At 66.8% G+C, this 24,551-nt stretch carries 18 protein-coding genes; 11 read left to right on the top strand and 7 right to left on the bottom strand.

Annotated elements, in window-relative coordinates:
• Window positions 1-25 precede the first annotated feature (25 nt).
• The 5 genes from carB (at window position 26) to ABE546_RS00155 (ending at window position 7,124) form a co-directional block, all read left to right on the top strand.
• Complete coding sequence (gene carB, locus ABE546_RS00135) at window positions 26-3,268, top strand: carbamoyl-phosphate synthase large subunit (RefSeq protein ID WP_313218218.1); 3,243 nt, start codon at window positions 26-28, stop codon at window positions 3,266-3,268.
• Window positions 3,269-3,276: 8 nt separating this feature from the next.
• Window positions 3,277-3,741 carry a transcription elongation factor GreA gene (greA, locus tag ABE546_RS00140; protein WP_026069738.1) on the top strand — a complete coding sequence of 155 codons (465 nt, stop codon included), beginning with the start codon at window positions 3,277-3,279 and terminating at the stop codon, window positions 3,739-3,741.
• A 5-nt stretch (window positions 3,742-3,746) separates the two neighbouring features.
• On the top strand, window positions 3,747-4,667 hold the full coding sequence (locus ABE546_RS00145; RefSeq protein ID WP_346462203.1) for a phosphoglycerate mutase: 921 nt from the start codon (window positions 3,747-3,749) through the stop codon (window positions 4,665-4,667).
• Window positions 4,668-4,822: 155 nt separating this feature from the next.
• Entirely contained in the window at window positions 4,823-6,487 is a 1,665-nt protein-coding gene (gene recJ, locus ABE546_RS00150) for a single-stranded-DNA-specific exonuclease RecJ (protein ID WP_346462691.1), read from the top strand.
• A complete protein-coding gene (locus ABE546_RS00155; RefSeq protein WP_346462204.1) occupies window positions 6,480-7,124 on the top strand; it encodes a hypothetical protein in 645 nt (214 codons plus the stop codon). The genes recJ and ABE546_RS00155 overlap by 8 nt, the downstream gene beginning before the upstream one ends.
• A gap of 39 nt (window positions 7,125-7,163) precedes the next feature.
• On the opposite strand, the gene ABE546_RS00160 is transcribed toward ABE546_RS00155, so the two are convergent.
• Window positions 7,164-8,213: a DUF1176 domain-containing protein gene (locus ABE546_RS00160; protein WP_346462205.1), complete on the bottom strand. Its 1,050-nt coding sequence runs from the start codon at window positions 8,211-8,213 to the stop codon at window positions 7,164-7,166.
• Between the two features lie 148 nt (window positions 8,214-8,361).
• Between ABE546_RS00160 and ABE546_RS00165 the strand changes: the two genes are divergently transcribed.
• Complete coding sequence (locus ABE546_RS00165; RefSeq protein ID WP_346462206.1) at window positions 8,362-11,241, top strand: VIT domain-containing protein; 2,880 nt, start codon at window positions 8,362-8,364, stop codon at window positions 11,239-11,241.
• Here ABE546_RS00165 and ABE546_RS00170 read toward each other — a convergent pair.
• Entirely contained in the window at window positions 11,180-12,193 is a 1,014-nt protein-coding gene (locus ABE546_RS00170) for a phosphatase PAP2 family protein (protein ID WP_346462207.1), read from the bottom strand. The two genes, ABE546_RS00165 and ABE546_RS00170, sit on opposite strands and share 62 nt — an antisense overlap.
• Before the next feature lie 190 nt (window positions 12,194-12,383).
• Between ABE546_RS00170 and ABE546_RS00175 the strand changes: the two genes are divergently transcribed.
• Complete coding sequence (locus ABE546_RS00175; protein WP_346462208.1) at window positions 12,384-13,253, top strand: LytTR family DNA-binding domain-containing protein; 870 nt, start codon at window positions 12,384-12,386, stop codon at window positions 13,251-13,253.
• A 50-nt stretch (window positions 13,254-13,303) separates the two neighbouring features.
• Here ABE546_RS00175 and ABE546_RS00180 read toward each other — a convergent pair whose 3' ends face one another.
• Complete coding sequence (locus ABE546_RS00180) at window positions 13,304-14,053, bottom strand: M48 family metallopeptidase (RefSeq protein WP_313212485.1); 750 nt, start codon at window positions 14,051-14,053, stop codon at window positions 13,304-13,306.
• A gap of 204 nt (window positions 14,054-14,257) precedes the next feature.
• Between ABE546_RS00180 and prfB the strand changes: the two genes are divergently transcribed.
• The 4 genes from prfB (at window position 14,258) to ABE546_RS00200 (ending at window position 20,546) form a co-directional block, all read left to right on the top strand.
• Window positions 14,258-15,383, top strand: a protein-coding gene (gene prfB / locus ABE546_RS00185) for a peptide chain release factor 2 (protein ID WP_346462210.1) whose coding sequence is annotated in 2 segments (ribosomal slippage) — window positions 14,258-14,332 and window positions 14,334-15,383 — 1,125 coding nt in all. Because the reading frame shifts where the segments join, the coding sequence is not laid out codon by codon here.
• 128 nt (window positions 15,384-15,511) lie between these two features.
• Window positions 15,512-17,029 (top strand): lysine--tRNA ligase, encoded by a 1,518-nt coding sequence (gene lysS, locus ABE546_RS00190; protein WP_313218228.1) that lies wholly within the window; start codon window positions 15,512-15,514, stop codon window positions 17,027-17,029.
• Window positions 17,030-17,230: 201 nt separating this feature from the next.
• Entirely contained in the window at window positions 17,231-18,370 is a 1,140-nt protein-coding gene (locus ABE546_RS00195; protein ID WP_313218230.1) for a two-component system response regulator, read from the top strand.
• 1 nt (window position 18,371) lies between these two features.
• Window positions 18,372-20,546 (top strand): ATP-binding protein, encoded by a 2,175-nt coding sequence (locus ABE546_RS00200; protein WP_313212482.1) that lies wholly within the window; start codon window positions 18,372-18,374, stop codon window positions 20,544-20,546.
• 50 nt (window positions 20,547-20,596) lie between these two features.
• Here ABE546_RS00200 and ABE546_RS00205 read toward each other — a convergent pair whose 3' ends face one another.
• The 4 genes from ABE546_RS00205 to ABE546_RS00220 form a co-directional block, all read right to left on the bottom strand.
• Window positions 20,597-21,466, bottom strand: coding sequence for a crotonase/enoyl-CoA hydratase family protein (locus ABE546_RS00205; RefSeq protein ID WP_313212481.1), 870 nt, complete (start codon window positions 21,464-21,466; stop codon window positions 20,597-20,599).
• A gap of 158 nt (window positions 21,467-21,624) precedes the next feature.
• Window positions 21,625-23,301 (bottom strand): long-chain fatty acid--CoA ligase, encoded by a 1,677-nt coding sequence (locus ABE546_RS00210; protein WP_121036701.1) that lies wholly within the window; start codon window positions 23,299-23,301, stop codon window positions 21,625-21,627.
• Between the two features lie 199 nt (window positions 23,302-23,500).
• The gene (locus ABE546_RS00215; RefSeq protein ID WP_346462211.1) at window positions 23,501-24,166 is read right to left on the bottom strand and encodes a hypothetical protein; all 666 of its coding nucleotides are present in this window, start codon (window positions 24,164-24,166) and stop codon (window positions 23,501-23,503) included.
• Complete coding sequence (locus ABE546_RS00220) at window positions 24,166-24,537, bottom strand: type II toxin-antitoxin system prevent-host-death family antitoxin (protein WP_346462212.1); 372 nt, start codon at window positions 24,535-24,537, stop codon at window positions 24,166-24,168. The genes ABE546_RS00215 and ABE546_RS00220 overlap by 1 nt, the downstream gene beginning before the upstream one ends.
• Window positions 24,538-24,551: the final 14 nt, after the last annotated feature.

The following is a 24,551-nucleotide window of genomic DNA, read 5'->3' on the forward strand; positions in this document are numbered from 1 at the left end:
TCGCTGTCCAGACTTAGAGAAGACAATGCCCAAGCGCACTGACCTTAAAACCATCCTCATCATCGGTGCAGGCCCGATCGTCATCGGCCAGGCCTGTGAGTTCGACTACTCTGGCGCGCAGGCCTGCAAGGCACTGCGCGACGAGGGTTACCGCGTGGTGCTGGTCAACAGCAATCCGGCCACCATCATGACCGACCCGGAGATGGCCGACGCCGTCTACATCGAGCCGATCAACTGGCAGACGGTCGAGAAGATCATCGCCAAGGAAAAGCCCGACGCGCTGCTGCCGACCATGGGCGGCCAGACCGCGCTGAACTGCGCGCTGGACCTGGCCGACAACGGCGTGCTGGAGAAGTACAACGTCGAGCTGATCGGCGCCAAGCGCGATGCGATCCGCATGGCCGAAGACCGCGAGCTGTTCCGCGTGGCCATGGGTGAGATCGGCCTGGAGTGCCCGTCCGCTGCGGTCGCGCACACGCTGGAAGAAGCGATCGACATCCAGACCCGCGTCGGCTACCCGACCATCATCCGTCCCAGCTTCACCCTGGGCGGCAGCGGTGGCGGCATCGCCTACAACCGCGAAGAGCTGGTCGACATCGTCACCCGCGGCCTGGAACTGTCGCCGACCACCGAAGTGCTGGTGGAAGAGTCGGTGCTGGGCTGGAAGGAATTCGAGATGGAGGTGGTGCGCGACACCGCCGACAACTGCATCATCGTCTGCTCGATCGAGAACCTGGACCCGATGGGCGTGCACACCGGTGACTCGATCACCGTGGCCCCGGCCCAGACCCTGACCGACAAGGAATACCAGCGCCTGCGCGATGCTTCCATCGCCGTGCTGCGCAAGATCGGCGTGGATACCGGCGGTTCGAACGTGCAGTTCGGCATCAGCCCGACCACCGGCCGTGTGGTCGTGATCGAAATGAACCCGCGCGTGTCGCGTTCCTCGGCGCTGGCCTCCAAGGCCACCGGCTTCCCGATCGCCAAGGTCGCGGCCAAGCTGGCCGTGGGTTACACCCTGGACGAATTGAAGAATGAGATCACCGGCGGCCTGACCCCGGCCTCGTTCGAGCCGTCGATCGATTACGTCGTCACCAAGATCCCGCGCTTCGCCTTCGAGAAGTTCCCGGCGGCCGATGCGCGCCTGACCACCCAGATGAAGTCGGTGGGCGAGGTGATGGCGATGGGCCGCACCTTCCAGGAGTCGCTGCAGAAGGCGCTGCGTGGTCTCGAAACCGGCAAGATCGGCCTGGACCCGACCGGTCTGGACCTGTCCAACGAAGACGACATCACCACCATCAAGCGCGAGCTCAAGGCCCCGGGCCCGGAGCGCCTGTTCTTCGTGGGTGATGCGTTCCGCGCCGGTTTCAGCGTGGAAGAGGTGTTCGCGCTCTCGCACATCGACCCGTGGTTCCTGGACCAGATCGAAGAGATCATCCAGGCCGAAGCCGAGGTGGCCGCCGACGGCATCGACGCGCTGGATGCGGCACGTCTGCGCAAGCTCAAGCGCGCCGGTTTCTCCGATGCCCGCCTGGCCGAATTGACCGGCACCAACGAAGCGGCCGTGCGCGCGCTGCGTCGTGCCCACAAGGTGCGCCCGGTGTACAAGCGCGTGGATTCCTGCGCCGCCGAGTTCGCCACCAGCACCGCGTACCTGTACTCGACCTATGAGGACGAGTGCGAAGCGGCGCCGAGCAACCGCGACAAGATCATGATCCTGGGCGGCGGTCCGAACCGCATCGGCCAGGGCATCGAGTTCGACTACTGCTGCGTGCACGCCGCGCTGGCGCTGCGCGAGGATGGTTATGAAACCATCATGGTCAACTGCAACCCGGAAACCGTGTCCACCGATTACGACACCTCCGACCGCCTGTACTTTGAGCCGCTGACGCTGGAAGACGTGCTGGAGATCGTCGAGCTGGAACAGCCCAAGGGCGTGATCGTCCAGTACGGTGGCCAGACCCCGCTGAAGCTTGCGCGCGCGCTGGAAGCCAACGGTGTGCCGGTGATCGGCACCTCGCCGGACTCCATCGATCTGGCGGAAGACCGCGAGCGCTTCCAGCAGCTGGTCGACAAGCTCGGCCTGAAGCAGCCGCCGAACCGCATCGCCCGCAACGACCAGGAAGCCCTGCTGCTGGCGCGCGAGATCGGCTACCCGCTGGTGGTGCGCCCGAGCTACGTGCTGGGCGGCCGCGCGATGGAAATCGTCTACGGCGAATCCGACCTGGCCCGCTACGTGCGTGACGCGGTGAAGGTCTCCAACGATTCGCCCGTGCTGCTGGACCGCTTCCTGGACAACGCGGTGGAAGTGGACGTGGACATCATTGCCGACAAGGACGGCAACGTGCTGATCGGCGGCGTGATGGAGCACATCGAAGAAGCCGGCGTGCATTCGGGCGATTCGTCCTGCTCGCTGCCGCCGTACTCGCTGTCGGCCGAGACCCAGGCCGAGCTGCGTCGCCAGGTGGTGGAGCTGGCCAAGGCCCTGAACGTGGTCGGCCTGATGAACACCCAGTTCGCGATCCAGGCTGGCGAGAACGGCGAAGACATCGTCTACCTGCTGGAAGTGAACCCGCGTGCCTCGCGCACCGTGCCGTTCGTCTCCAAGGCCACCGGCATGCCGCTGGCCAAGATCGCCGCGCGCTGCATGGCCGGCAAGACGCTGGCCGAGCAGGGCGCGACCAAGGAAATCGTGCCGGGCTACTACTCGGTCAAGGAAGCGATCTTCCCGTTCGCCAAGTTCCAGGGCGTCGATCCGATCCTCGGGCCGGAGATGCGCTCCACCGGTGAGGTGATGGGCGTGGGCCGCAGCTTCAGCGCCGCCTTCGCGCGTGCGCAGGAAGCCGGTGGCATCAAGGCACCGCCGCTGGGCAAGGCCTTCGTTTCGGTCCGTGACCCGGACAAGAAGCGCGTGCTGCCGGTCGCCAAGGCACTGCTCGAGCGCGGCTACACCCTGGTGGCCACCCGTGGCACCGGCGCGTGGCTGCAGGAGCACGGCATGGCCTGCGAGATCGTCAACAAGGTGGTCGAAGGCCGTCCGCACATCGTCGATTCGATCAAGAACGGCGAGATCGTCTACATCGTCAACACGACCGAAGGTCGCGCGGCGATCAATGACTCCTTCTCGATCCGTCGCGAAGCGCTGCAGCATCGCGTGACCTATTCGACCACCATCGCCGGCGCCATGGCGCTGGTGCAATCACTGGAATTCCGCGGTACCGGCCCCGTCTGGTCGCTGCAGGAACTGCACAAGGAGTTGAACGCATGAGAGCACCGATCACCCTGAAGGGCGCGCAGCGTCTGCGCGAAGAGCTTGACCACCTGAAGTCGGTCAAGCGCCCGAAGGTCATCGCGGCAATCGCCGAGGCACGCGAGCACGGCGATCTCAAGGAGAACGCCGAGTATCACGCCGCGCGCGAGGAGCAGGGCTTCATCGAAGGCCGCATCAAGCAGCTGGAAGGTGAGCTGTCGCATGCCGAGATCATCGACATCACCAAGCTCAACGCCGGCAGCAAGGTGGTGTTCGGCGCCACCGTCGAGCTGTCGGACGTGGAAAGCGATGAAGAAAAGCGCTACCAGATCGTGGGTGACCTGGAAGCGGACATCAAGCTGGGCCTGATCGCGATCTCCTCGCCGCTGGCCCGTGCCTTGATCGGCAAGCTGGAAGGCGATGCGGTCACCATCGACGCACCGGCCGGCCAGCGCGAGTACGAAATCGTCAGCGTCCAGTACCTGGACTGACGGCGATGGCCACGGCGACGTTGTTGCTGCCGGCACGCAGCCGGTTTCCGGCGGCGCCGTTGCCCGATGACGTCGCCAAGGCGCTGGGGCGTGCGCAGCGCCGCAGCGCCGAGGCAGGCGAACGCGCCCAGCTGCGTCGGCATTTCCAGACGCAGCCGGACGCGTGGTCTGCCGCCGCCCTGACCCGCCAGCTGGATGTCGGCGATGCCGACGGGGCGGTGTGGCTGCGGGCCGATCCGGCCAACGTGGTGCCGGACATGCACGGTGCTCGCCTGATGGGGCACGGGGATACCCTGCGTCCCGATCTGGCCGATGTCATGCACCTGCTTCCGGCGTTGCAGCCGTTGTTTGCCGGGTTCGGTTTCGTGCTGGATGCCCCGGTGCCGTCACGCTGGTACCTGCGCCTGCCGCTAGGCACCACGCTGCCCGCGTTCGCCGAGCCTGATGAAGTGCTTGGCGATGATCTGTTTGCCCATCTGCCTGAAGGCGATGCGGGCCGCCGTTGGCGCGCCCTGTTGACCGAAGCGCAGGTGGTGTTGCACCAGCACGAGTGGAACCAGCAGCGCGTGGCCGACGGCAAACGTGCGATCAACTCGTTGTGGTTCTGGGGCGGCGGTGAGCTGCCGGAGCGCGTGACCACCGCGCATGCCCAGGTCCGCAGCCGCGATGCGCTGCTGCAGGCGCTGGCCAAGGCCGCGGGTCTGCAGGCCGATGGCGAGCAGACCGTGGATGCCCTGGTGGACCTGCGTCAGCTGCGTTCGCTGGAACAGTTGGGCAATGAGGCGATCCGCCCGTTGCTGGCGGCGATTGCTCGCGGGGAATTGAAGCGGCTGGTGCTGGATTTCGAGGACGGCGCCCGCGTGGAGATCGACAAGACCCAGCGCTGGCGGTTCTGGAAGAAGCCGGTGCAGTTGCACGACCTCTGAGTGCGACGATCGGCAGCCGGCCAGCGGCCGGCTCTACCCATGGCAGGGCGGTATCATGGTCACGCACGTCATCGATCGAGCCCGTTTTGACCCAGTCTGAAGCACCCCGTATCCAGCGCCGTCCTGCCGCCGCCGTCGGCGAGTGGCCGTCCTCCATGTTGCCGCTGCTGCAGCGCCTGTACGCCGCGCGCGGGGTGACCGATGCCGCGCAGGCCCAGCCGAAGCTGGCCCAGCTGCATGCGCCGGATCTGCTGGGCAGCATGCAGGCCGCGGTAGCGCTGCTGGCCGATGCGATCGCCACCAACGAACGCATCCTGATCGTCGGCGATTTCGACTGCGATGGCGCCACCGCCTGTGCGGTCGGGGTGCGCGGCCTGCGCATGCTCGGCGCGCGCGATGTGGTGCACGCGGTGCCCAACCGCATGCTGCATGGCTATGGGCTGTCGCCATCGCTGGTGGCCGAGCTGGCCCCGCTCAATCCGGGTCTGCTGGTCACGGTCGACCATGGCATCGCCTGCCACGCTGGCGTCAATGCGGCCAAGGCACTCGGCTGGAAGGTGCTGGTCACCGACCACCATCTGCCGGGCGAACATCTGCCGCCGGCCGATGCCATCGTCGACCCCAACATCAGCGGCGATGCCTTCCCGAGCAAGGCACTGGCCGGCGTCGGGGTGATCTTCTATGTATTGATGGCCCTGCGCCGCCACCTGCGCGAGCAGGGCGCGTTTGCCACGACGCCGGAACCGGATCTGCTGACCCTGCTGGACCTGGTCGCGGTCGGAACCGTCGCCGATCTGGTCGCGCTGGATGACAACAACCGCGCCCTGGTCTCGGCCGGCCTGCGCCGGCTGCGCAACGGGCAGGGCTGCGTGGGGCTGCAGGCGTTGATCGAGGCCAGCGGGCGTGACGCGTCGCGGCTGACCGGCAGTGACATCGGTTTCGCGCTCGGCCCACGTTTGAACGCGGCCGGCCGGCTGGAAGACATGGCGCTGGGCATCGAGCTGTTGCTCACCGAAGACCGTGCCCACGCGCGTGAGATCGCCACGACGCTGGAATCGATCAACACCGAGCGCCGCGCCGTCCAGCAGCTGATGACCGACGACGCCGAACTGGCGGTGTCGCGGGCGGTGCTCAGTGCCGAGGGCGTGCGCCCGGTCGCCGCCTGCCTGTTCGATGCCGAATGGCATCCCGGCGTGGTCGGGCTGGTGGCTTCCAAGATGAAGGATCGCCTGCACCGGCCGGTGATCGCGTTCGCACCTTCAGAGCCCGGCGGCGACTCGCTGCGTGGCTCGGCGCGCTCGATCCCCGGCTTCCATATCCGTGACGCGCTGGCCTTGGTCAACGCGGCGCACCCAGGCCTGATCGATAAATTCGGTGGCCACGCCATGGCCGCCGGCCTCAGTCTGCCGCACGCGCAGTTGGCCGCGTTCGAGCAGGCCTTCGTGGAGGTGGTGGAGCGCACGCTCGATCCGCTGTCGCTGCAGCAGCTGCTGCTGACCGATGGCGAGCTGTTGCCGCAGGAACTGGATTTCGCCCATGCCGAGGTGCTGCGCCTGGCCGGGCCGTGGGGGCAGGGCTTCCCCGAGCCACTGTTCGATGGTCACTTCCAGGTGGCGCGCTGGCAGGTGCTCAAAGAGAAGCACCTCAAGCTGAGCCTGCGCGTGCCGGGCCGCCCCGAGCCGGTCAGCGCCATCCACTTCAGCGGCTGGACGGGCAATGCGCCGGCCAACCACGTCCATATCGCCTACCGGCTGGTCAGCGATGACTACCGGGGCGGTGGCGCGATCCAGCTGATCGTGGAGCACTGCGCGGATGCCTGACCTGAGCCGCACCGCGCAGACCCACATGCGCCTGTCGCCTACCGAACGCTTCGATCTGCAGAGTCGCATCGTGCTGCAGGGTGACGAGACCGCACGCACCGAACTCTCCGCCCGCGAGGGCTTCGAATTCCCGGACCTGGAAGGCTCGCGCCAAAGTGTGGCGTGGCTGCTGCGGCAGGAACTGGCCGCACGGATCGAGGGCGGAGACGGCGCGTCCACCGGTCCGATCACCGTCGACGATGCGGTTGCCGCGGTGATGGCGCGGCTACGCCGGACCCGCTGCGTGGCCACGGCCTACCAGCCCTCGGACGACCCGGATGACTACCGGGATGCCGACGATCAGACCGGTACGCTGGCCTACACCTGCCACCTGCCCGATGCCGCCGCGTTGCGTCCCGCGCATGCAGCGCTGCGCGCGGCCCAGGACGGCCCGGATCGGCATCAGGCCGCGCAACGTCTGCTTGTCGCTTACGTCGAACACCTCTCCAGCGCACCGGACAGGCCTGTGCACGCACATCACGCCGTAGTCTCGCGCCCGTACTCGGCCGACCACGCCGTGATGCAGAGCATGGCGGTCATGGAGACGATCCTGCCCGCGCTGTTCCCGTTCGACGGCTGGGAAGACGGCGACGACTGAGCATCGCCGGGCCAACGGTGATCGCGTCGATCGAGTGGTTCATTCCTGCACCTTGGTCACCAGTGTCGGCATCTCCCAGGCGCCGCCAGCGGCGACCAGGCGGCACAGCCCGGTGCTGCTCTCTTCCGTCTTGACGAACTGCGTGCCGGTCCAGCCCCAGGTGGTGGAGTACCAGCAATCGCCAAGGCCACGGCCTTTGTGCGCCTCCTGGATGGTGTGCACCTCATCACCGACCGCTGCCGTGGTGACCAGCCGCGGCTGGTACGGCGCGCGGTCGTTGATCACCCAGTAGCCGTCACCGGTGTTGTACGCGCCGCGCCAGCAGCTCAGCGAGACCAGCAGTTTGTCGGCACTGAGCCGCTGCACCGTCAGCGCTTCGGGTTCCTCGCCGGGCGACACGCTGCCGCTGGGTCCCAGCGCTTCGCAATCGTCGGCTGAAGTCACTGCTGCGAGGGCGGCACGCAGCGCCGGCGATGCGGCCAGCGCGGTATCCGCCGGGCGGGTGGCCACCGGCTTGCCCAGCTGCACGACCGGCACCGGCAGTGCGGGCGGCACCGAGGATTCGGCGAGCGTGCCCTTGCGCATCAACGCGCCGGGTGTGCCAAGGCGACCCTGGAACGCATCCATCTTCAACAGCACGGCCGAGGCGCCCTGATCAGAGACCGTCCAGCGCGCGCCATCGTCGCCGATCAGCTCGATGCGGCTGTTGCGTGTCAGTGAGGCGAGCAGGGCAGCGAGCTGCTTGGCGGAAAAAGTAGCGGTGCCATCGGCGGCATCGAACTGCATCGGGCCCAGCGAAGTGCCGTTGATCTGCAGGCTGAGCCGCTGGGTGGCGGTGTTGTCGTCGTACTGGCCCAGCATCAGTTCGGCCTGCACCGGCTGGTCCGGCCCGCCGGCACGGGTGAGCAGGATCGAGACCGGGTCGCCGCCATTGTCATCGGCCTGGTAACCGGCGGCGCGACAGGTACGGGTGTTGTCGCAGGCCAGCGTCCAGTCGTGGTGGGTGAACGTCACGCCCTCGACGGGCGCGGCGGCGTAACCGGGCAGGGCGAGCCCCATCAACAGCGGGGCGGTCAACAACAGGCGCATGCGGCAACCTTGGTCCATCAATCCGTGGAGGGCGATCTTGGCCCAGCGCGGATGAGGCGTCCATGACCGGAACAGGCGATTGCCGCCGCTCAACCCCGTTCTCGTGCGCCGTGCGTTCAATGAGGTGTCATCGGATCAGGAGCGTCACATGGGACTCGCACTGCGCAGTATCGGTCTGCTTGCGCTGCTGTGCTGGCAGCTGCCCAGCGCCCACGCACAGGCGCGGCGTTTCCCGCCGCCACGGCCGCCGATCCTGCAGGTCGCTGGCGCCGAGGTGCCGGTGCGGCTGACCGAGGCCCGTATCGACAGCCGTGTCATGGCGGGGCTGGGTGAAACCACGATCGAGCTGACCTTCCACAATCCCAATGCGCGGGTGCTCGAAGGGCAGTTGGCGTTCCCGCTGGCTGGGGGCCAACAGGTGGCCGGGTTCGCACTGGATATCGATGGTGAGCTGCGCGACGCGGTGCCAGTCCCCAAGGCGCAGGGTCGCCAGGTGTTCGAGGCGATCGAGCGCCGCCAGGTTGACCCAGGGCTGCTGGAACAGACCGCCGGCAATCAGTTCCGGCTGCGGCTCTATCCCATCCCGGCGCGTGGTGAGCGTCGCGTCCGCCTGGTGCTGCGCGACAGCCTGCCGACCGTCCCGCAGGGCCTGCAGTGGTCACTGCCCGTGTTCTTCGCACGGCAGGCGGAGCGGGTAACGGTCCGGCTGGAGGCCAGCGGGACCGGCCAGCCGGTCGCCGTGGGCGTCAATCCCCTCGGGTTCACGTTGAAGACCGGCGCCTATGCGGCGCAGTGGCAAGGGCGGGGCGCGGATCTGCCGGCACACCTGCAGTGGAGCCTTCCGCTCGCGCGCAGCACTGACGTGGTCACTGGCCTGCATGAGGGGCAGCGCTATCTGCTGGCCAGCGTGCCGGTTCGGACCTCCACCGCTGCGCGTGTCCTGCCTCGGCGCATCGGCCTGCTCTGGGATGCATCGGGCTCGGCCGGCACACGCAACGGTGCAGCTGAACGCGCTGTGCTGGATCGCTACTTCCAGGCCCTCGGCACCGGCCAGGTCCAGTTGACCGTGCTGCGTGACCGCTGCGAAACGCCGCGGGAGTTCACCATCAACAAGGGCGATTGGTCAGCACTGCGCGAGTACCTGCGGGCGCTGCCCAACGATGGCGCCAGTGCACTGGGCGACTGGACGCCGAACCCTGCCATCGGCGAGTACCTGCTGGTCAGCGATGGCCTGGCCAACTACGGCAGTCAGACGCTGCCCACGCTGTCGCCCGATCAACGCCTGTATGCGCTGAGCAGCGCCGGTGCGAAGACCGACACACCGCGCCTGCGCGCCTGGACCAGCGCCCATCATGGCCAGCTGCTGCAGGTGAGCAGCGAGGCGGAGGTGCCAGGCGTGATGCCGCTGCTGCTCCAGCAGCCGGTCGAGGTTGCCGAGGTGCGGGCACGTGGCGTGGAGGACGTGAACGTGGATGCCTCCAGCGCAACGCAGGGTTGGATCCGCGTCACCGGCCGCGTGCTGCGTCCCGATGCGACGGTGCTGCTGTCTCTTCGCGGTGGCGGCAGCGATCCGCAGCCGATCACCCTCAGCGTCGCGAACGCACGTGGGGTGGAAGGCGGCCTGGTCGCCCACGCATGGGCGAATGCCCGGTTGGCCGCACTGGCGGCGGACCCGGCCGGGGCGCAGGCATCCAAGGCGTTGTCGCAGCAGTTCGGAGTGGTGACCGCCGATACCTCGCTGCTGGTTCTTGAAACGCTGGAGGACTACCTGCGTTACGGTATCCGTCCGCCTGCACCCTTGCGTGCGGCCTACGACCAGCGCCATGCAGTGACGGTGGCGGACCTGGCAAGCGAGCGGAAACGCCGCCGGGATGGCATCGCCCGCCAGTTCGCCGAACGCGAGCAGTGGTGGAATACCCGCTGGCCCAAGGATGCGCCACCGCGGCCCAAGCAGGAATCCCGATCCGTCGCCGCGCCAGTCGCCATGGCGATGGCCGCGCCACCGCCGGCACCTGCGGCGCCGATGGCGCTGGACCGTGTCGAGCTGACCGCCTCGGCGGTTGCCGATGAGGCAGAGGCCACTAGTGAACGTCGCGCCAAGTCGGCACCGAAGGCCAACAACGGGCAGATCACCCTGACCCTGGCACCGTGGGCACCGGATTCGGCCTATGCACGCCGCCTGCGCGATGCCACGCCGGCGCAGCTGTATCCGCTGTATCTGCAGGAGCGCGAACAGCACGCTGGCAGCAGCGCCTTCTATCTGGACGTGGCCGATCTGCTGCTGGCCAGCGGACAGCGTGACCTGGCCCTGCGCGTGCTCTCCAACCTGGCTGAGATGCAGCTGGAAAACCGCCACGTGCTGCGCGTACTCGGTTATCGCCTGATGCAGGCCAAGGCGCCGGCACTGGCCGTGCCGGTGTTCCGCCAAGTGCTGGCGATGGGCGAGGAGGAGCCGCAGAGTTTCCGTGACCTGGGCCTGGCGCTCGAAGCGGCCGGGCAGTACCAGGCGGCGGTGGCATCGCTGTATGAAGTGGTGGTGCGCCCGTGGGATGGCCGCTTCGACGGCATCTCGCTGATCGCGCTGGATGAACTGACCCGACTGATCGCACGCGAGCGCGTCGACGCCTCGGCCATCGATCCGCGCCTGCGCCGTGCGATGCCGCTGGACCTGCGCGTGGTGCTGAGCTGGGACAGCGACAACAGCGACATGGACCTGTGGGTCACCGATCCCAATGGCGAGCGCGCCTACTACGGCAACCGGCTGACCTACCAGGGCGGGCAGATGTCGCAGGACTTCACCGGCGGCTATGGCCCGGAGCAGTTCTCGTTGCGTGATGCCAAGCCGGGCACCTACAAGATCGAAGCGAACTACTTCGGGAGCCGCGAGCAATTGGTTACTGGCGCGACCACGTTGATGCTGCGCCTGAGCACCAAATGGGGCAGCCGCGACCAGCACGACCAGCAGGTCACGCTGCGGTTGAAGGACCGGGCAGAGACGGTGCTGGTGGGGGAGTTCGAGGTGAAGTGAGCGGCCAATACCCCGCCAAGGCGATGCCGCCGATGAAGATCGCCGCGTTGCCGATGGCGTTCAACACTACCTCCACCACCGCCGTGTCCGGCAGTGCCAGTGCAGTGGCAACCGCCTCCAGCACCGGGCTGATGACGAGATACAGCCCGATCACGGCGAGTACCCGCCCGATCCGCTGCCACGGCGTCTGCGGATCCACCGGCCAGCCGCGCCAGTGCAGGAAGGCGAAGACCAGCAGCAGCCCCAGATACCGCCCCGCGCTGTCTGGCGGGACGAACTGGGTCGTCAGCGCCGCTGCCGTCACGCCGACGCCGAGGGTGGCGAGGATGAGGTGGCGGGTTCGATTGCGGCGCGCGGGCGCTGGCAGGCACTGCCAGGCAAGCCAGCCCAAGGCCATCCCGACCAGCCAGCCGCCCAGCACATCGGACACGAAATGCCGCCCCAGGTACATCCGAGACAGCGCCATCAGTAACGGCCAGCCGATCAGCAGCGCGATTCGCCAGCCAGCACTGCGGATACCGAAGCACAGCACGAGAGCCGTCATCGCCGCTGTGGCTACGCCCACATGCCCGCTGATGAACCCATAGTCCGGATCCGGCTGCGCACGCAACGCTGCAATGGCTTCATCGGTCGGCAGCGACCAGAACGATCCGGCAGCACCATCGGCCACCATCGCATGGCCAGGGCGGCCCTTGTCCAGCACGTGGATGTCGACATCGCTGGGGCGGGGCAGGGCAGCACCCTGCTTGATCGCGTGCGTGGCCATCGACATCAGCAGTACCGCCATCATGATGCCCAACCCCGCGCGCAGACGTATCCCGAAGCTGCAGACCACGATCAACAGCACGTACGCCCACTCGTAGCCCAGCGTGCTGACGACGCGCATCAGCGGCAACATCCACGCCGCATCGAAGAACGACTGCAGCCACACATGCCAATGGGTCTGGAACATCCGTATTCCTCAGTGCCGGGCCACCGCCCGCGGGACCGGCAACGATACCGGCTGCCGGCGCAGTCCGAACAGTGGGCGCAACCAGCCGACGCCGCGCCAAGTGACGAATGGCGGTCGCCAGGGGACGGGTGGGGCGCACTACCATGGCCTGATGAGTCAGGCTGACGACCCTTTGCAAATGGACGATTCAATGGCGAACGGACGTGCCGCGCGATGGCGGCCGGGTGCGCGGATGCTGGTGTGGTCGGTGATCCTGCTGACTACCGCGGTGGCCAATGCGCTGGTGGAAGTGATGGATGCGGGCCGCCGTGGCGAAGACCTGGGCCTGTGGCAGCCGATGATCTGGGAGTTGAGCAGCGTCGCGATGATCCTGCTGACGTTGCCGGTCCTGTGGTGGGGCTGCCAGCGTTGGCCGCTGCACGCCGATACCTGGAAGCGACGGCTGCCGCTGTATCTGCTGGCCAGCGTGGCGTGGTCGGTGGTGCATGTGACCGGGATGATGGGGCTGCGCCATCTCGCCTATGCCGCGCTCGGCTTCCACTACCAGGACGATGCCACCTGGCCGGTACGCCTGATGTACGAGTACCTCAAGGATGTCCGTGCCTTCTTCAGCTTCGTGGCGATCGAGCACTTCTTCAGTTGGTTCGGGCGACGCCGGCAGGGCGAAGCGCATCTGCTGGCCGCGCCGGACGATGCGCCCCCGGTGGACGCGGTGGAGCGTCCGGAGCGGTTCCTGGTGCGCAAGCTGGGCCGCGACTTCCTGGTCGCCACCGGTGATATCGAGTACGCCCAGGCGGCGGGCAACTACGTCAATCTGCGGGTGCGCGGGCACGATTACCCGCTGCGCAGCACCATGGCGGCACTGGAAGAACGGTTGGATCCGGCCTTGTTCGTGCGTGCCCACCGCAGCTGGCTGGTGAACGTGCGGCACCTGGTCTCGATCGAGCCGCTGGAGGGGGGTGAGGCCCTGCTGCACATGGACGATGGCGGCCGGGTGCCGTGCAGCCGCCGGCAGCTGCCCTCATTCCGGCAGGCGCTGGCCGTGCAGGCACCGGCCTGACCTTGCCTGGCTGACCGGCACCCGGGCGGACCCGGGTGCCGGCAGGGCACTCAGCGCTTGCTGTCTTTCTTGATCATCGCGTCGATGCGCCCGGCGCGGGCTTCCGAGCCCGGGTGCGAGGACATCAGGCCGCCATCGCTGGACAGCTTGCGGAACATGCTGGCCAATGCGGCCGGGTCGTACTGGTGGCGCTTCATGAAGCGGTAGCCGTACTCGTCGGCAGCGCTCTCTTCCTTCTGCGAGAACTGCGCGTTGACGAAGCCTTCAGCCAGTTCGCCGAGCTGGCCCTGGGTCAGGGTGGCGACATTGGCATTGCCCGAGGCGGCCAGCGTGTCACGACCGGCCGAGGCCAGCAGCGCGGTGCGCATCTTGGTCTTGGAATGGCCCAGCTTGACGTGGCCGATCTCGTGACCGATCACGCCGCGCACTTCATCGTCCGAGGCCATGTCCATCAGGCCGGAGTACACGCGAACGCAGCCGTTGGCCATGGCCCAGGCGTTGACGTCTTCGGTCAGGTAGACCTTGAAGCTCAGGCTCATGCCGTCTTCATTGGCCAGGCCCTGGGTGATCTTGGCCAGACGCTGGGCATACGGGTTGTTGGCCGGGGCCACCTTGTTCTGCTGGTCCATGTAGACGCAGGCTTCGTCGGCGGCCTTGGCCACGTCCTGGTCGGACAGGGTCAACGCCTGGCCGGCCTTCAGGCCGGTGCTGGCCAGCTGCTTGAGGTCCAGGGCCGAGGCGGTGGTGGAAGCGGTCAGGCAGGCGAGAGCCAGCAGCAGGGCGGAGGATGACGTCCTCATCGGGGTAGTGCTCCATGTAGTGCGTTGGGGGACGCCGCGGGCAGGGGGCCGCGCAGCGGGGCGGAAGTCTACCGTCTGCCCGGGCGCCCGTGTTCAGCGATGTCGTTTTCCTGGCCGGAACAGGGCGATTCCCACCCCGGCCACCGCCGGAAAGCCCCGGATAGGCTATGATGGACAGTCTTTTCGCACGCATTAATCGCCGACATGATCGAGCTCAATCCTGTCCGCCAGCGCATCACCGATCTCACCGATCGCGTGCTCTCGCTCAGGGGGTATCTTTGACTACGACGCCAAGAAAGAGCGTCTGGAAGAAGTAACCCGGGAACTGGAAAACCCGGATATCTGGAACAACGCCGAGTACGCCCAGAATCTTGGCCGCGAACGCGCCAATCTGGACAAGACCGTCGGCGGCATCGCCACGATCCTCGACGGCCTGGCCGAGTCGGGCGAACTGCTGGAACTGGCCGAAAGCGAACAGGACGAAGAAACCGCCCTGGCCGTGGTCAGCGACCTGGACAAGTACCAGAAGCACGTGGAGCAGCTGGAGTTCCAGCGCATGTTCTCCGGGCAGATGGATACCGCGGCGGCCTTCGTCGACATCCAGGCCGGTGCCGGTGGTACCGAAGCCCAGGACTGGGCCGAGATCCTGCTGCGCATGTACCTGCGCTGGTGCGAATCGCGCGGCTGGAAGACCGAGCTGATGGAAGTGTCCGGTGGCGACGTCGCCGGCATCAAGTCGGCCACCCTGCGCGTGGAAGGCGATTACGCCTACGGCTGGTTGAAGACCGAAACCGGCGTGCACCGCCTGGTGCGCAAGTCGCCGTTCGATTCGGACAACCGCCGCCATACCAGCTTCACCTCGGTGTTCGTGTCGCCGGAAGTCGATGACAACATCGAAATCGACATCAACCCGGCCGACCTGCGCACGGACGTGTACCGGTCCTCCGGTGCCGGTGGTCAGCACGTCAACAAGACCGAATCGGCGGTGCGTATCACGCACATCCCGACCAACACGGTCGTGGCCTGCCAGACCGGCCGCAGCCAGCACCAGAACCGCGACAACGCGATGAAGATGCTGGCCGCCAAGCTGTACGAGCTGGAAATCCAGAAGCGCAACGCCGAGCGTGACGCGGTGGAAGCCACCAAGTCCGACATCGGCTGGGGCAGCCAGATCCGCAACTACGTGCTCGACCAGAGCCGTATCAAGGACCTGCGCACCGGCATCGAACGCTCCGATACGCAGAAGGTGCTGGATGGCGACCTCGACGAATTCGTCGAAGCCAGCCTGAAGTCCGGCCTGGCCGTGGGTGCCAAACGCACCGACGCCTGACCGTCGGGGCCGCCACGCGCGGCCCCGATCCGTTGTGCCCGGGCCGCGCCCGGTTTCGCAATCCGCCCCGACCATCGGCATGATGGCGGGGACCGCACCTCCCCCCCCGACATACATAGACCCACGCCATGAACGATCAGACCGCCGCGCCGCAGCCCCCCGTCGACGAGAACAGCCTCATCGCCGAGCGCCGCGCGAAACTGACCGCCCTGCGCGGGCAGGGCATTGCCTACCCGAACGATTTCCGCCGCGAGCATTTCGCCGGCACCCTGCAGGCCGAGTTCGCCGACGCCGAACAGTGGACCGCCGAAGCACTGGAAGCCAGTGACCGCCAGGTCAAGATGGCCGGCCGCCTGATGGCCAAGCGCGTGATGGGCAAGGCCAGCTTCGCCCAGATCCAGGACGAGTCCGGCCGCATCCAGCTGTTCCTGCAGGGCAGCACCCTGGGCGATGCCTACACGGCGTTCAAGGGCTGGGACGTGGGCGACATCATCGGCGTGGAAGGCGGGCTCACCCGCACCAAGACCGGCGAGCTGTCGGTCAAGGCCACCAGCATCCGCCTGCTGACCAAGTCGCTGCGCCCGCTGCCGGACAAGTGGCACGGCCTGGCCGACGTGGAGCAGCGCTACCGCCAGCGCTATGTGGACCTGATCGTGACCCCGGAGTCGCGCGAGGTGTTCATCAAGCGCTCGCGGATCATCCGCGCCATGCGCGCCTGGCTGGACAGCCGCGACTTCCTGGAAGTCGAAACGCCGATGATGCATTACATCCCCGGCGGCGCCACGGCCAAGCCGTTCACCACCCACCACAACGCGCTGGACCTGGATCTGTACCTGCGCGTGGCCCCGGAGCTGTACCTCAAGCGCCTGGTCGTGGGTGGGCTGGAGCGCGTGTACGAAATCAACCGCAACTTCCGCAATGAAGGCGTGAGTACCCGCCACAACCCGGAATTCACCATGATGGAGCTGTACGAGGCCTACGCCACGTACACCGAAGTGATGGACCTGACCGAAGGCGTGATCCGTGACGTGGCCAGCAAGGTGCTGGGCACCACCACGGTGGAGTGGGACGGCGCCACGATCGATCTGGCCCCGGCCTTCCGCCGCTGGCGCATGGATGAAGCCGTGCGCCACCACAACCCGGAAATCAGTGCGGCCGACTGTACCGACCGCGATGCGCTGGTCGCCCATTGCGAGCGCCTGAAGATCCGCATCAAGCCGTCCTACGGCTGGGGCAAGCTGCTGCTGGAGATCTTCGAAGCCACCGTCGAGCACACCCTGATCCAGCCGACCTTCATCACCGACCACCCGGTCGAGGTGTCCCCGCTGGCCCGGGCCAACGATGACCAGCCGGGCTATACCGACCGCTTCGAGCTGTTCATCAACGGCAAGGAGCTGGCCAACGGGTTCTCCGAGCTGAACGATCCGGAAGACCAGGCCGCCCGTTTCCAGGCCCAGGTCACGGCGAAGGAGGGCGGTGATGACGAAGCCATGCATTACGACGCCGATTACATCCGCGCGCTGGAGTACGGCATGGCGCCGACCGGCGGCCTGGGCATCGGCATCGACCGCCTGGTGATGCTGCTGACCGGCAGCAGCTCGATCCGTGACGTGCTGCTGTTCCCGTATATGCGTCCCGAAAACTGAGACCTGGGTCCGGACGTGCTTGGGGCACGTCCGGATGGGGGTTCCGCTCCCGTGGCCGCGCGAGTATGGTTTCTGCGTGGCCTTAGCAAGGTGCTATGGCGTGATGGCCACGGACCATGACGGGTTGCAGCGGGTGCTTACATTGGCATCACACTGTGACGACGATCATGAACTGGGGTGTTCATGACGGGAGGCGGACCCATGCAAGGTGCCAGTGTGCTGAGCGGCGGAGTATCCTCTCCGCAGCATGTTCCAGTGTGGTCAAGGAAGAAGGCAGAAGCAGCCTTGAATATTGTCATCGTTGACGACCAGACGTCCGCGCGAACCATGCTGCGCCATGTCATCGAAGACATCGCGCCGGAACTGTCCGTGCACGACTTCGGCGATCCACTGACGGCGCTCGCCTGGTGCGAGTCGCATGCCGTGGATCTGCTGCTGCTCGATTACCGCATGCCGGAGATGGATGGGCTGGAGTTCGCCCGCCGGTTCCGCCGCCTGCCCAAACACCGCGACATCCCCGTGATCCTGATCACCGTGGTCGGCGATGAGCCGATCCGTCAGGCCGCGCTGGAAGCGGGGGTGATCGATTTCCTGGTCAAGCCGATCCGCCCGCGCGAACTGCGCGCGCGCTGCTACAACCTGTTGCAGCTGCGCCAGCAGTCGGAGAACGTGAAGCAGCGCGCGCTCTCGCTGGAGCAGCGGCTGCTGGCCAGCATGCATGAGGTGGAAGAGCGCGAGCGTGAGACGCTTTCGCGCCTGGCGCGTGCGATCGAGTTCCGTGATGCCGGCACCAGCGCCTACCTGGAGCGCATGGCGCACGTGGCGGGCCTGATCGCCGAGCAGCTCGGGCTGCCGGAGGAAGAGGTCAAGCTGATCGAGATGGCCGCGCCCCTGCACGACATGGGCAAGATCGCCATTCCCGATGCCGTGCTGCTCAAGCAGGGCAAGCTGAGCGAAGAGGAGCAGGCGATCATGCGCCGGCACCCGCGCATCGGCTATGAACTGTTGAGTGGCAGCCAGAACCGTTTCATCCAGGTCGGTGCGCTGATCGCGCTGCGCCACCACGAGCGCTACGACGGCAGCGGCTACCCGGATGGGCTGGTCGGCGATGCCATTCCGCTGGAAGCGCGGATCGTGGCGGTGGCCGATGTGTTCGATGCCCTGATCTCACCCCGTCCGTACAAGGAAGCATGGACCATGGAAGCCACGCTGGCTTATCTGTACGCCCAGCGTGGCCGGTTGTTCGACCCGCGTTGCGTTGATGCCCTGCTGCGCGGCCGCCTCCAGCTTGATGAGATCTGCGCACAGCACTCCACTGCGTCATCCCGCCCGGGGATGTGATATGCGTCGTCTGTACCCGCGGCTGAAGCAACGTCTGGCGCAGCGCCCGGATACCGAGCACGGCCAGGCGATCGTGCGCATCGTGCTGATCACCCTGATCCTGCTGTACGTACTGATGCCGGGGCCGCGGCACGATCTGCCGCCGGCGCAGTACCACGGCGTGCTGGCGATCGTGCTGACCGGCCTGACGCTGTCGCTGGGGCTGTTCGGCTGGCTGCTGTGGCGGCCGGGGCGCTCGGACCCGCGCCGGGTGGCCGGCATGCTGGCCGATTACGGGCTGATTGCCGCCGGGATGGTGCAGATGGGCGAGCCGCTGGCCTGGGTCTACATCGTGGTGATGTGGGTGACGGTCGGCAACGGCATGCGCTATGGCAACAACTATCTCTATGTGGCCGTGGCGATGGCCATGGTCAGCTTCGGCAGCACCGCGCTGCTGACGCCGTACTGGGAACGCAATGCCCGGCTGGCGTTCGGGCTGTGGCTGGGCCTGGCCGCGGTGCCGCTGTATTTCTCCACGCTGCTGCGCCAGTTGACCCGGGCGATGGCCGAAGCGCGCCGTGCGAGCGAGGCCAAGAGCCGCTTCCTGGCCAACATGAGTCATGAATTCCGCACGCCGCTCAACGGGCTGTCGGGCATGACCGAGTTGCTGGCCACGACCAAGCTCGATGAAGAGCAGCGCGAGTGCGTCAATACCATCCAGGCCTCCTCGCGCAGTCTGCTGGCGCTGGTGGAAGAGGTGCTGGACATCTCCGCGATCGAAGCGGGCAAGCTGCGCGTGACCGCCGAAGACTTCGCCCTGACCGATGTCATCCAGGCGATCGGGCTGATCCTGCTGCCACAGGCCAAGGCCAAGCGGCTGGATTACCGGGTCAAGGTGGCCGACACCGTGCCGCCGTTGCTGCGCGGCGATCTGGGTCACCTGCGCCAGATCCTGCTCAACATCGCCGGCAACGCGGTCAAGTTCACCGACCATGGCCGGGTCGAGATCCGCGTCGCCGTGCTCAATGCCGAATCCGATGGCGGGGTGCGCCTGCGCTTTGACATCCTCGATACCGGCATCGGCGTCGCGCCGGAAATGCGCCCACGTCTGTTCGAAGCCTTCGAGCAGGCCGATGTCAGCATGGCCCGCCGGCACGAAGGCACCGGCCTGGGTACGACCATCGCCAAAGGCCTCGTCGAGGCAATGGGCGGTGACATCGGCTATGAAGAGAATCCGCCGCAGGGCAGTCATTTCTGGTTCGAGCTGCCGTTTGCGCCGCCGCGCGTGCCGTTGGGCACGGTCACCCCGGCCCTGGTCGGCGACGGGCTGCCGGACCGCAACGGCAATGTCATCGCCTTCGCCGATCCGTTCCTGCGCCACCGCGCGCGCGTGCGCAGCATGCACATCCTGGTCGCCGATGATCACGAGGCCAACCGGATGGTACTGCAGCGCCTGCTGCAGAAAGCCGGTCACAAGGTGCTGTGCGTCAACGGCGGCGAAGCGGTGCTGGATGCGATGGCCGAGAGCGATTTCGATGCCGCCATCGTCGATCTGCACATGCCCGGCATGAGTGGCCTGGACATGCTCAAGGAGCTGCGCGTGATGCAGGCCGGGGGCGGTCCGCGCACGCCGGTGCTGGTGCTCAGCGCCGATGTCACCCCAGAGGCGATCCAGCGCTGTACCCAGGCCGGTGCGCATACTTTCCTGGCCAAGCCAGTGGTGGCCGTGCGGCTGCTGGACGTGCTGGCCGACATCGCCTCCAACGGTCAGCTCAAGGCGAGCGCGCCGATCGTGCGCACCGCCACCGTGCTCGATGGGGTGCTCGATCCAGGCGTGCTGGACGAGTTGGCCTCGCTCGGCATGGGCGATGGCTTCGAACGCGAGTTCATCCGCCAATGCCTGGCCGATGCCGAGCAATGCGTCGGCGTCGCACTGGCCGACGGCGAGCGCGCCGACTGGGTGCATTTCCGTGAGCAGGCGCATGCGATCAAGGGCGTGGCCAGTAATCTGGGCCTGGTCCGCGTGGCGAACCGTGCGGGCGACCTGATGCGCATGGCCGATTGGCAGCTCAAGAGCGAATGGCGGCAGCGCGTGACCCTGCTGCAGGCGGGCATCAAGGAAGGCCGGCAGGCACTGGATGCGCGTGCGCAGCGCAAGGCGCAGGGGCAGGCCGACGACGGCGGCGACATGCGCTGAAAAAAAGCCCGGCGGCAGCCGGGCTTGAACAACACAGGGGAGGGGAGGACTCAGGCCACGTCGAGGGTGGCGCGGCGGGTCTGGGCCTTGATCAGGCGGTCCATGGTGCGCAGCGACTTGTCGCCCAGGGCGAGTGCGGAATCGACCCACACCTTGGTGATCTCCAGCAGTTCGTCATAGCGCACGGCCTGGGCCAGGTTGCGCGCGGCATTCATCGCCAGATACGAATGCGGAATGCGCTGGTGCTGGCGGATCAGATCTTCCACGGCCTTGACGCCGTGGCCCTTGGGCACCAGCACGTCGACCACGCCCATGGCATGCATCTCTTCGGAGGAGTACACGCGGCCGTCGAGGATGATCTTCTCGGCCAGCTGCGGTGCCACGCGCTTGCACAGGAACGAGTACGCGCCCATGCCCGGGAACAGGCCGAACAGCACCTCCGGCAGGCCCATGCCGCAGCCTTCTTCGGCCACGATGGTGTGGCAGGCCAGCGCCATCTCCAGGCCGCCGCCGAGCGCGTCGCCCTGGATCAGCGCGATCGAGCGCACGTCGCCACCGAAGCCGGTGTGCAGGTGGTGCACGCCTTCCACGCAGCGCTGTGCGTAGGTCAGCAGGCGGTCGCGGTTGCCCTCGCGGATCAGGCGGGTGAACAGGTCCAGATCGCCGCCCAGGTTGTAGGCGTTCGCATCGGAGGCGAGCACGAAATGCCGCAGCTTGCCGCTGTTGCGCTCGGCCGGGGTGCGGGTGATGGCGCTCATGAAATTCCACATTTCATCGAGCATGTCCTTCCGGCAGCACGGGCGGATGCCGCTGGCGGCATCGGCGTGCATGTACAGCCAATGGGCATCGTCGTTACCCGTGGTTTCGGTGCGGATGGTGGCGTAGCGGTGGTTGACGGGCAGCTTTTCAATGGTGCTCATGGCGATTTCCTCGGAGGCTGGCCCGCTGGGAGGACGGTGGGCGGCGGGCCTGACGGGTCCACACGCCGCGATCCTACACCCCCGGCATCTCACGCAATGCAAAAGGCCCCCGCCGTTGCCGGCAGGGGCCCTGTGAAGATGCAGCCGTTGGGGAACCGTTACGGCGCGGGTGTATCGCGCAGTTCGCGGCGCAGGATCTTGCCGACGTTGGTCTTCGGCAGCTCCTTGCGGAACTCCACGATGCGCGGATGCTTGTAACCGGTCAGGTTGGCACGCGCATGCTCCTTGACCATCTCGGCGGTGAGGTTGGGGTCCTTCTTGACGATGACCACCTTGACCACTTCGCCGGACTTCTCGTCGGGCACGCCGACCGCGGCGACTTCGAGCACGCCGGGCATCATCGCGATGACGTCTTCAACCTCGTTGGGATACACGTTGAAGCCGGACACCAGGATCATGTCCTTCTTGCGATCCACGATGTAGAAGAAGCCCTGCTCATCCATGCGCGCCATGTCGCCGGTGTGCAGCCAGCCCTCGGCATCGACCGCCTGTGCGGTGTCCTCCGGGCGCTGCCAGTAGCCCTTCATCACCTGCGGGCCCTTGATGCACAGCTCGCCCACTTCGCCGGCGGCCAGCGTCTTGCCGGCGTCATCCTTCACGCAGGCATCGGTGGACGGGATCGGCAGGCCGATCGCGCCGTTGTACTCGGCCAGGCTGAGCGGATTGATGCAGGCGGCCGGCGAGGTCTCGGTCAGGCCGTAGGCCTCGACCAGGGTCACGCCGGTGACCTTCTTCCAGCGCTCGGCGACGGCGCGCTGCACCGCCATGCCGCCACCCAGGGTGACCTTCAGCGAGGAGAAATCGATCTCGTCGAAGCCGGGGGTGTTGAGCAGGCCGTTGAACAGCGTGTTGACGCCGGTGATCGCGGTGAAACGGGTTGCCTTCAGCTCCTTGACGAAGCCCTTCATGTCGCGCGGGTTGGTGATCAGGTAATTGCAGCCACCGAACTTCATGAAGACCAGGCCGTTCGCCGTCAACGCGAAGATGTGGTACAGCGGCAGGGCGGTGATGATCACCTCCTTGCCCATCTCGATCCCCGAGGCGGAGATCCAGGCCGAGGCCTGCTGCATGTTGGCGACCAGGTTGCGGTTGGTCAGCATCGCGCCCTTGGCCACGCCGGTGGTGCCGCCGGTGTACTGCAGGAAGGCGACGTCGTCGTGATCGATCTCGACCTTGGGCAGGGTGTGGCGGCTGCCCAGCTTGAGCGCCTGGTTGAAGCGGATCGCACCGCGCAGGCTGTAGTTGGGCACCATCTTCTTGATGTACTTCAGCACGAAGTTCACCACGATGCCCTTGGCGCCGAGCATGTCGCCCAGGCCGGTGGTCACCACCTGCTTGATCGGGGTATCGGCGATGACCTGCTGCACGGTGTCGCAGAAGTTGTCGACCACCACCAGCACGGCCGCGCCGGAATCCACCAGCTGATGCTTGAGCTCGCGGGCGGTGTACAGCGGATTGACGTTGACCACGGTCAGGCCGGCACGCAGCACGCCGAAGGTCGCGATCGGGTACTGCAGGCAGTTGGGCATCATCAGGGCAACGCGGTCGCCCTTCTTGAGCTGCAGCTCACCGAGCAGGTAGGCGGCGAACTGTTCGACCAGTGCGTCCGTTTCCCCGTAGGTCAGAACCTTGCCGAAACTGGAGTAGGCGGGGCGGTCGCGGAACTTGGCCACCGAGGTGTCGAAGACGGCCGAGACCGAATGGAACTCGTTGACGTCGATCTCGGCGGGTACGCCTTTGGGATAACTCTGCAGCCAGGGTCGTTCCAGACTCATATTCCCCCTCCAGGAAACGTGGATGATGTGATGCGATGACGGAGAGTATCCGTCGTTTCATGCCTCGGCAGCATACCGTCCCGAATGGGAAACGCGAAGGGCCGGTGAAGAAAGGTGGACGCGGGGCAGCGGGGCAGGGTCGCGCCGACGATGGATGACGTTTGCAGCCGCATGTGTTCGCTCATCCGCCTATGCTCGCTCATCGCGGCGGCTCGCCAGCGCAGGCGTCGTGACACTGCAGTGCAGCTTCCAGCACCGGCACGGCCCAGTCGGGTGCCTGCCGCAATTGAGCGGCGTCATCGGCGGCGGGCCAGGTCAAACGGCCACCGTCCATCTGCAGCACAGGCTGCGGGTCGGCAACGGGCTGGCCAGGACCGGCCTCTGCACTGTTGTCGTACACCTGCAGCTGTGCCAGTGCTGGCAACAGGGTGATCAGGTTCTGCAGCGCCAACGGATAGCGGCGGTGGATGTCCGCATCGCTGATGGGGTGGCCACCGGCCGCAACGCATGCGCGCACCCGTGCGATGTGCTGCTCGGGAGAGGCCAGGCCGCAGTACCAGACCAGTACGTCATGCGTGGCGCATGCCTCGGCCAGGGTCGCGGCGATGGATTGTCCGCCCAGGGTGGTTTCGAAGGCGTGGTTGCGACGTTCGGCGATCGCGGCCTGCAATCGGGAGAAGCCTTCCTGCCACGCCTGACCATTGGCCTCGCGCTGGCTCATGCCCAGTCCGCGGCACAGCTGCCGGGCCCAGTCGTCCGGATCGAACCAGTCCAGCCCGGCCTCGCGGAGCAGGTGACCCCCGATGGAACTCTTGCCTGCGCCGTTGACCCCTGCCAGGACGAACAGGAAGGGGCGCGCCGCCATCAGTACCCGCTGCCTGCGACTACCTTGCCCTTGAGCCCTGCCGGCTTGCGCAGCAGCGCGCGCGCGTTGGTGCCCGCCGCAGCACTGTCCAGCACGGCAAGGCGATCATCGAAGCGCTGCCGCAGGTGCTGGAGGGCCGGGGTCTGCTCGCGCAGGGAGGCCAGATCACGCTGCAGCGATAGCACTTCGGCCTGCATGGCCTGGTATTGCTCGGCGGAGAGGATGACGGCCTGGGGCTCGTTGTGATTGGTCACCAGCACGGCCTGTTGTTCGCGGACGTCCTGCATGACCTTTCGCCAGTGCTCCTTCACCGTCGAGGCGGTGGTGCGGGTCAGCTCGGTGATCGGGTCGAACTTGAGCGCGTGCCGCATGCCGGTGGCTCCGT

The sequence above is a fragment of the Stenotrophomonas sp. TWI377 genome, assembly GCF_039674525.1.
GTDB lineage: Bacteria > Pseudomonadota > Gammaproteobacteria > Xanthomonadales > Xanthomonadaceae > Stenotrophomonas.

Excerpts from the sequence above, each read along its gene's own strand:
- ABE546_RS00170 (WP_346462207.1), bottom strand. The coding sequence starts at position 12,193 with ATGTTCCAGACCCATTGGCATGTGTGGCTGCAGTCGTTCTTCGATGCG.
- ABE546_RS00205 (WP_313212481.1), bottom strand. The coding sequence starts at position 21,466 with ATGAGCACCATTGAAAAGCTGCCCGTCAACCACCGCTACGCCACCATC.
- lysS (WP_313218228.1), top strand. The coding sequence starts at position 15,512 with ATGAACGATCAGACCGCCGCGCCGCAGCCCCCCGTCGACGAGAACAGC.
- ABE546_RS00210 (WP_121036701.1), bottom strand. The coding sequence starts at position 23,301 with ATGAGTCTGGAACGACCCTGGCTGCAGAGTTATCCCAAAGGCGTACCC.
- ABE546_RS00220 (WP_346462212.1), bottom strand. The coding sequence starts at position 24,537 with ATGCGGCACGCGCTCAAGTTCGACCCGATCACCGAGCTGACCCGCACC.
- ABE546_RS00175 (WP_346462208.1), top strand. The coding sequence starts at position 12,384 with ATGGCGAACGGACGTGCCGCGCGATGGCGGCCGGGTGCGCGGATGCTG.
- carB (WP_313218218.1), top strand. The coding sequence starts at position 26 with ATGCCCAAGCGCACTGACCTTAAAACCATCCTCATCATCGGTGCAGGC.
- ABE546_RS00160 (WP_346462205.1), bottom strand. The coding sequence starts at position 8,213 with ATGCGCCTGTTGTTGACCGCCCCGCTGTTGATGGGGCTCGCCCTGCCC.
- ABE546_RS00180 (WP_313212485.1), bottom strand. The coding sequence starts at position 14,053 with ATGAGGACGTCATCCTCCGCCCTGCTGCTGGCTCTCGCCTGCCTGACC.
- recJ (WP_346462691.1), top strand. The coding sequence starts at position 4,823 with ATGTTGCCGCTGCTGCAGCGCCTGTACGCCGCGCGCGGGGTGACCGAT.
- ABE546_RS00215 (WP_346462211.1), bottom strand. The coding sequence starts at position 24,166 with ATGGCGGCGCGCCCCTTCCTGTTCGTCCTGGCAGGGGTCAACGGCGCA.
- ABE546_RS00165 (WP_346462206.1), top strand. The coding sequence starts at position 8,362 with ATGGGACTCGCACTGCGCAGTATCGGTCTGCTTGCGCTGCTGTGCTGG.
- ABE546_RS00155 (WP_346462204.1), top strand. The coding sequence starts at position 6,480 with ATGCCTGACCTGAGCCGCACCGCGCAGACCCACATGCGCCTGTCGCCT.
- ABE546_RS00195 (WP_313218230.1), top strand. The coding sequence starts at position 17,231 with ATGCAAGGTGCCAGTGTGCTGAGCGGCGGAGTATCCTCTCCGCAGCAT.
- ABE546_RS00200 (WP_313212482.1), top strand. The coding sequence starts at position 18,372 with ATGCGTCGTCTGTACCCGCGGCTGAAGCAACGTCTGGCGCAGCGCCCG.
- ABE546_RS00145 (WP_346462203.1), top strand. The coding sequence starts at position 3,747 with ATGGCCACGGCGACGTTGTTGCTGCCGGCACGCAGCCGGTTTCCGGCG.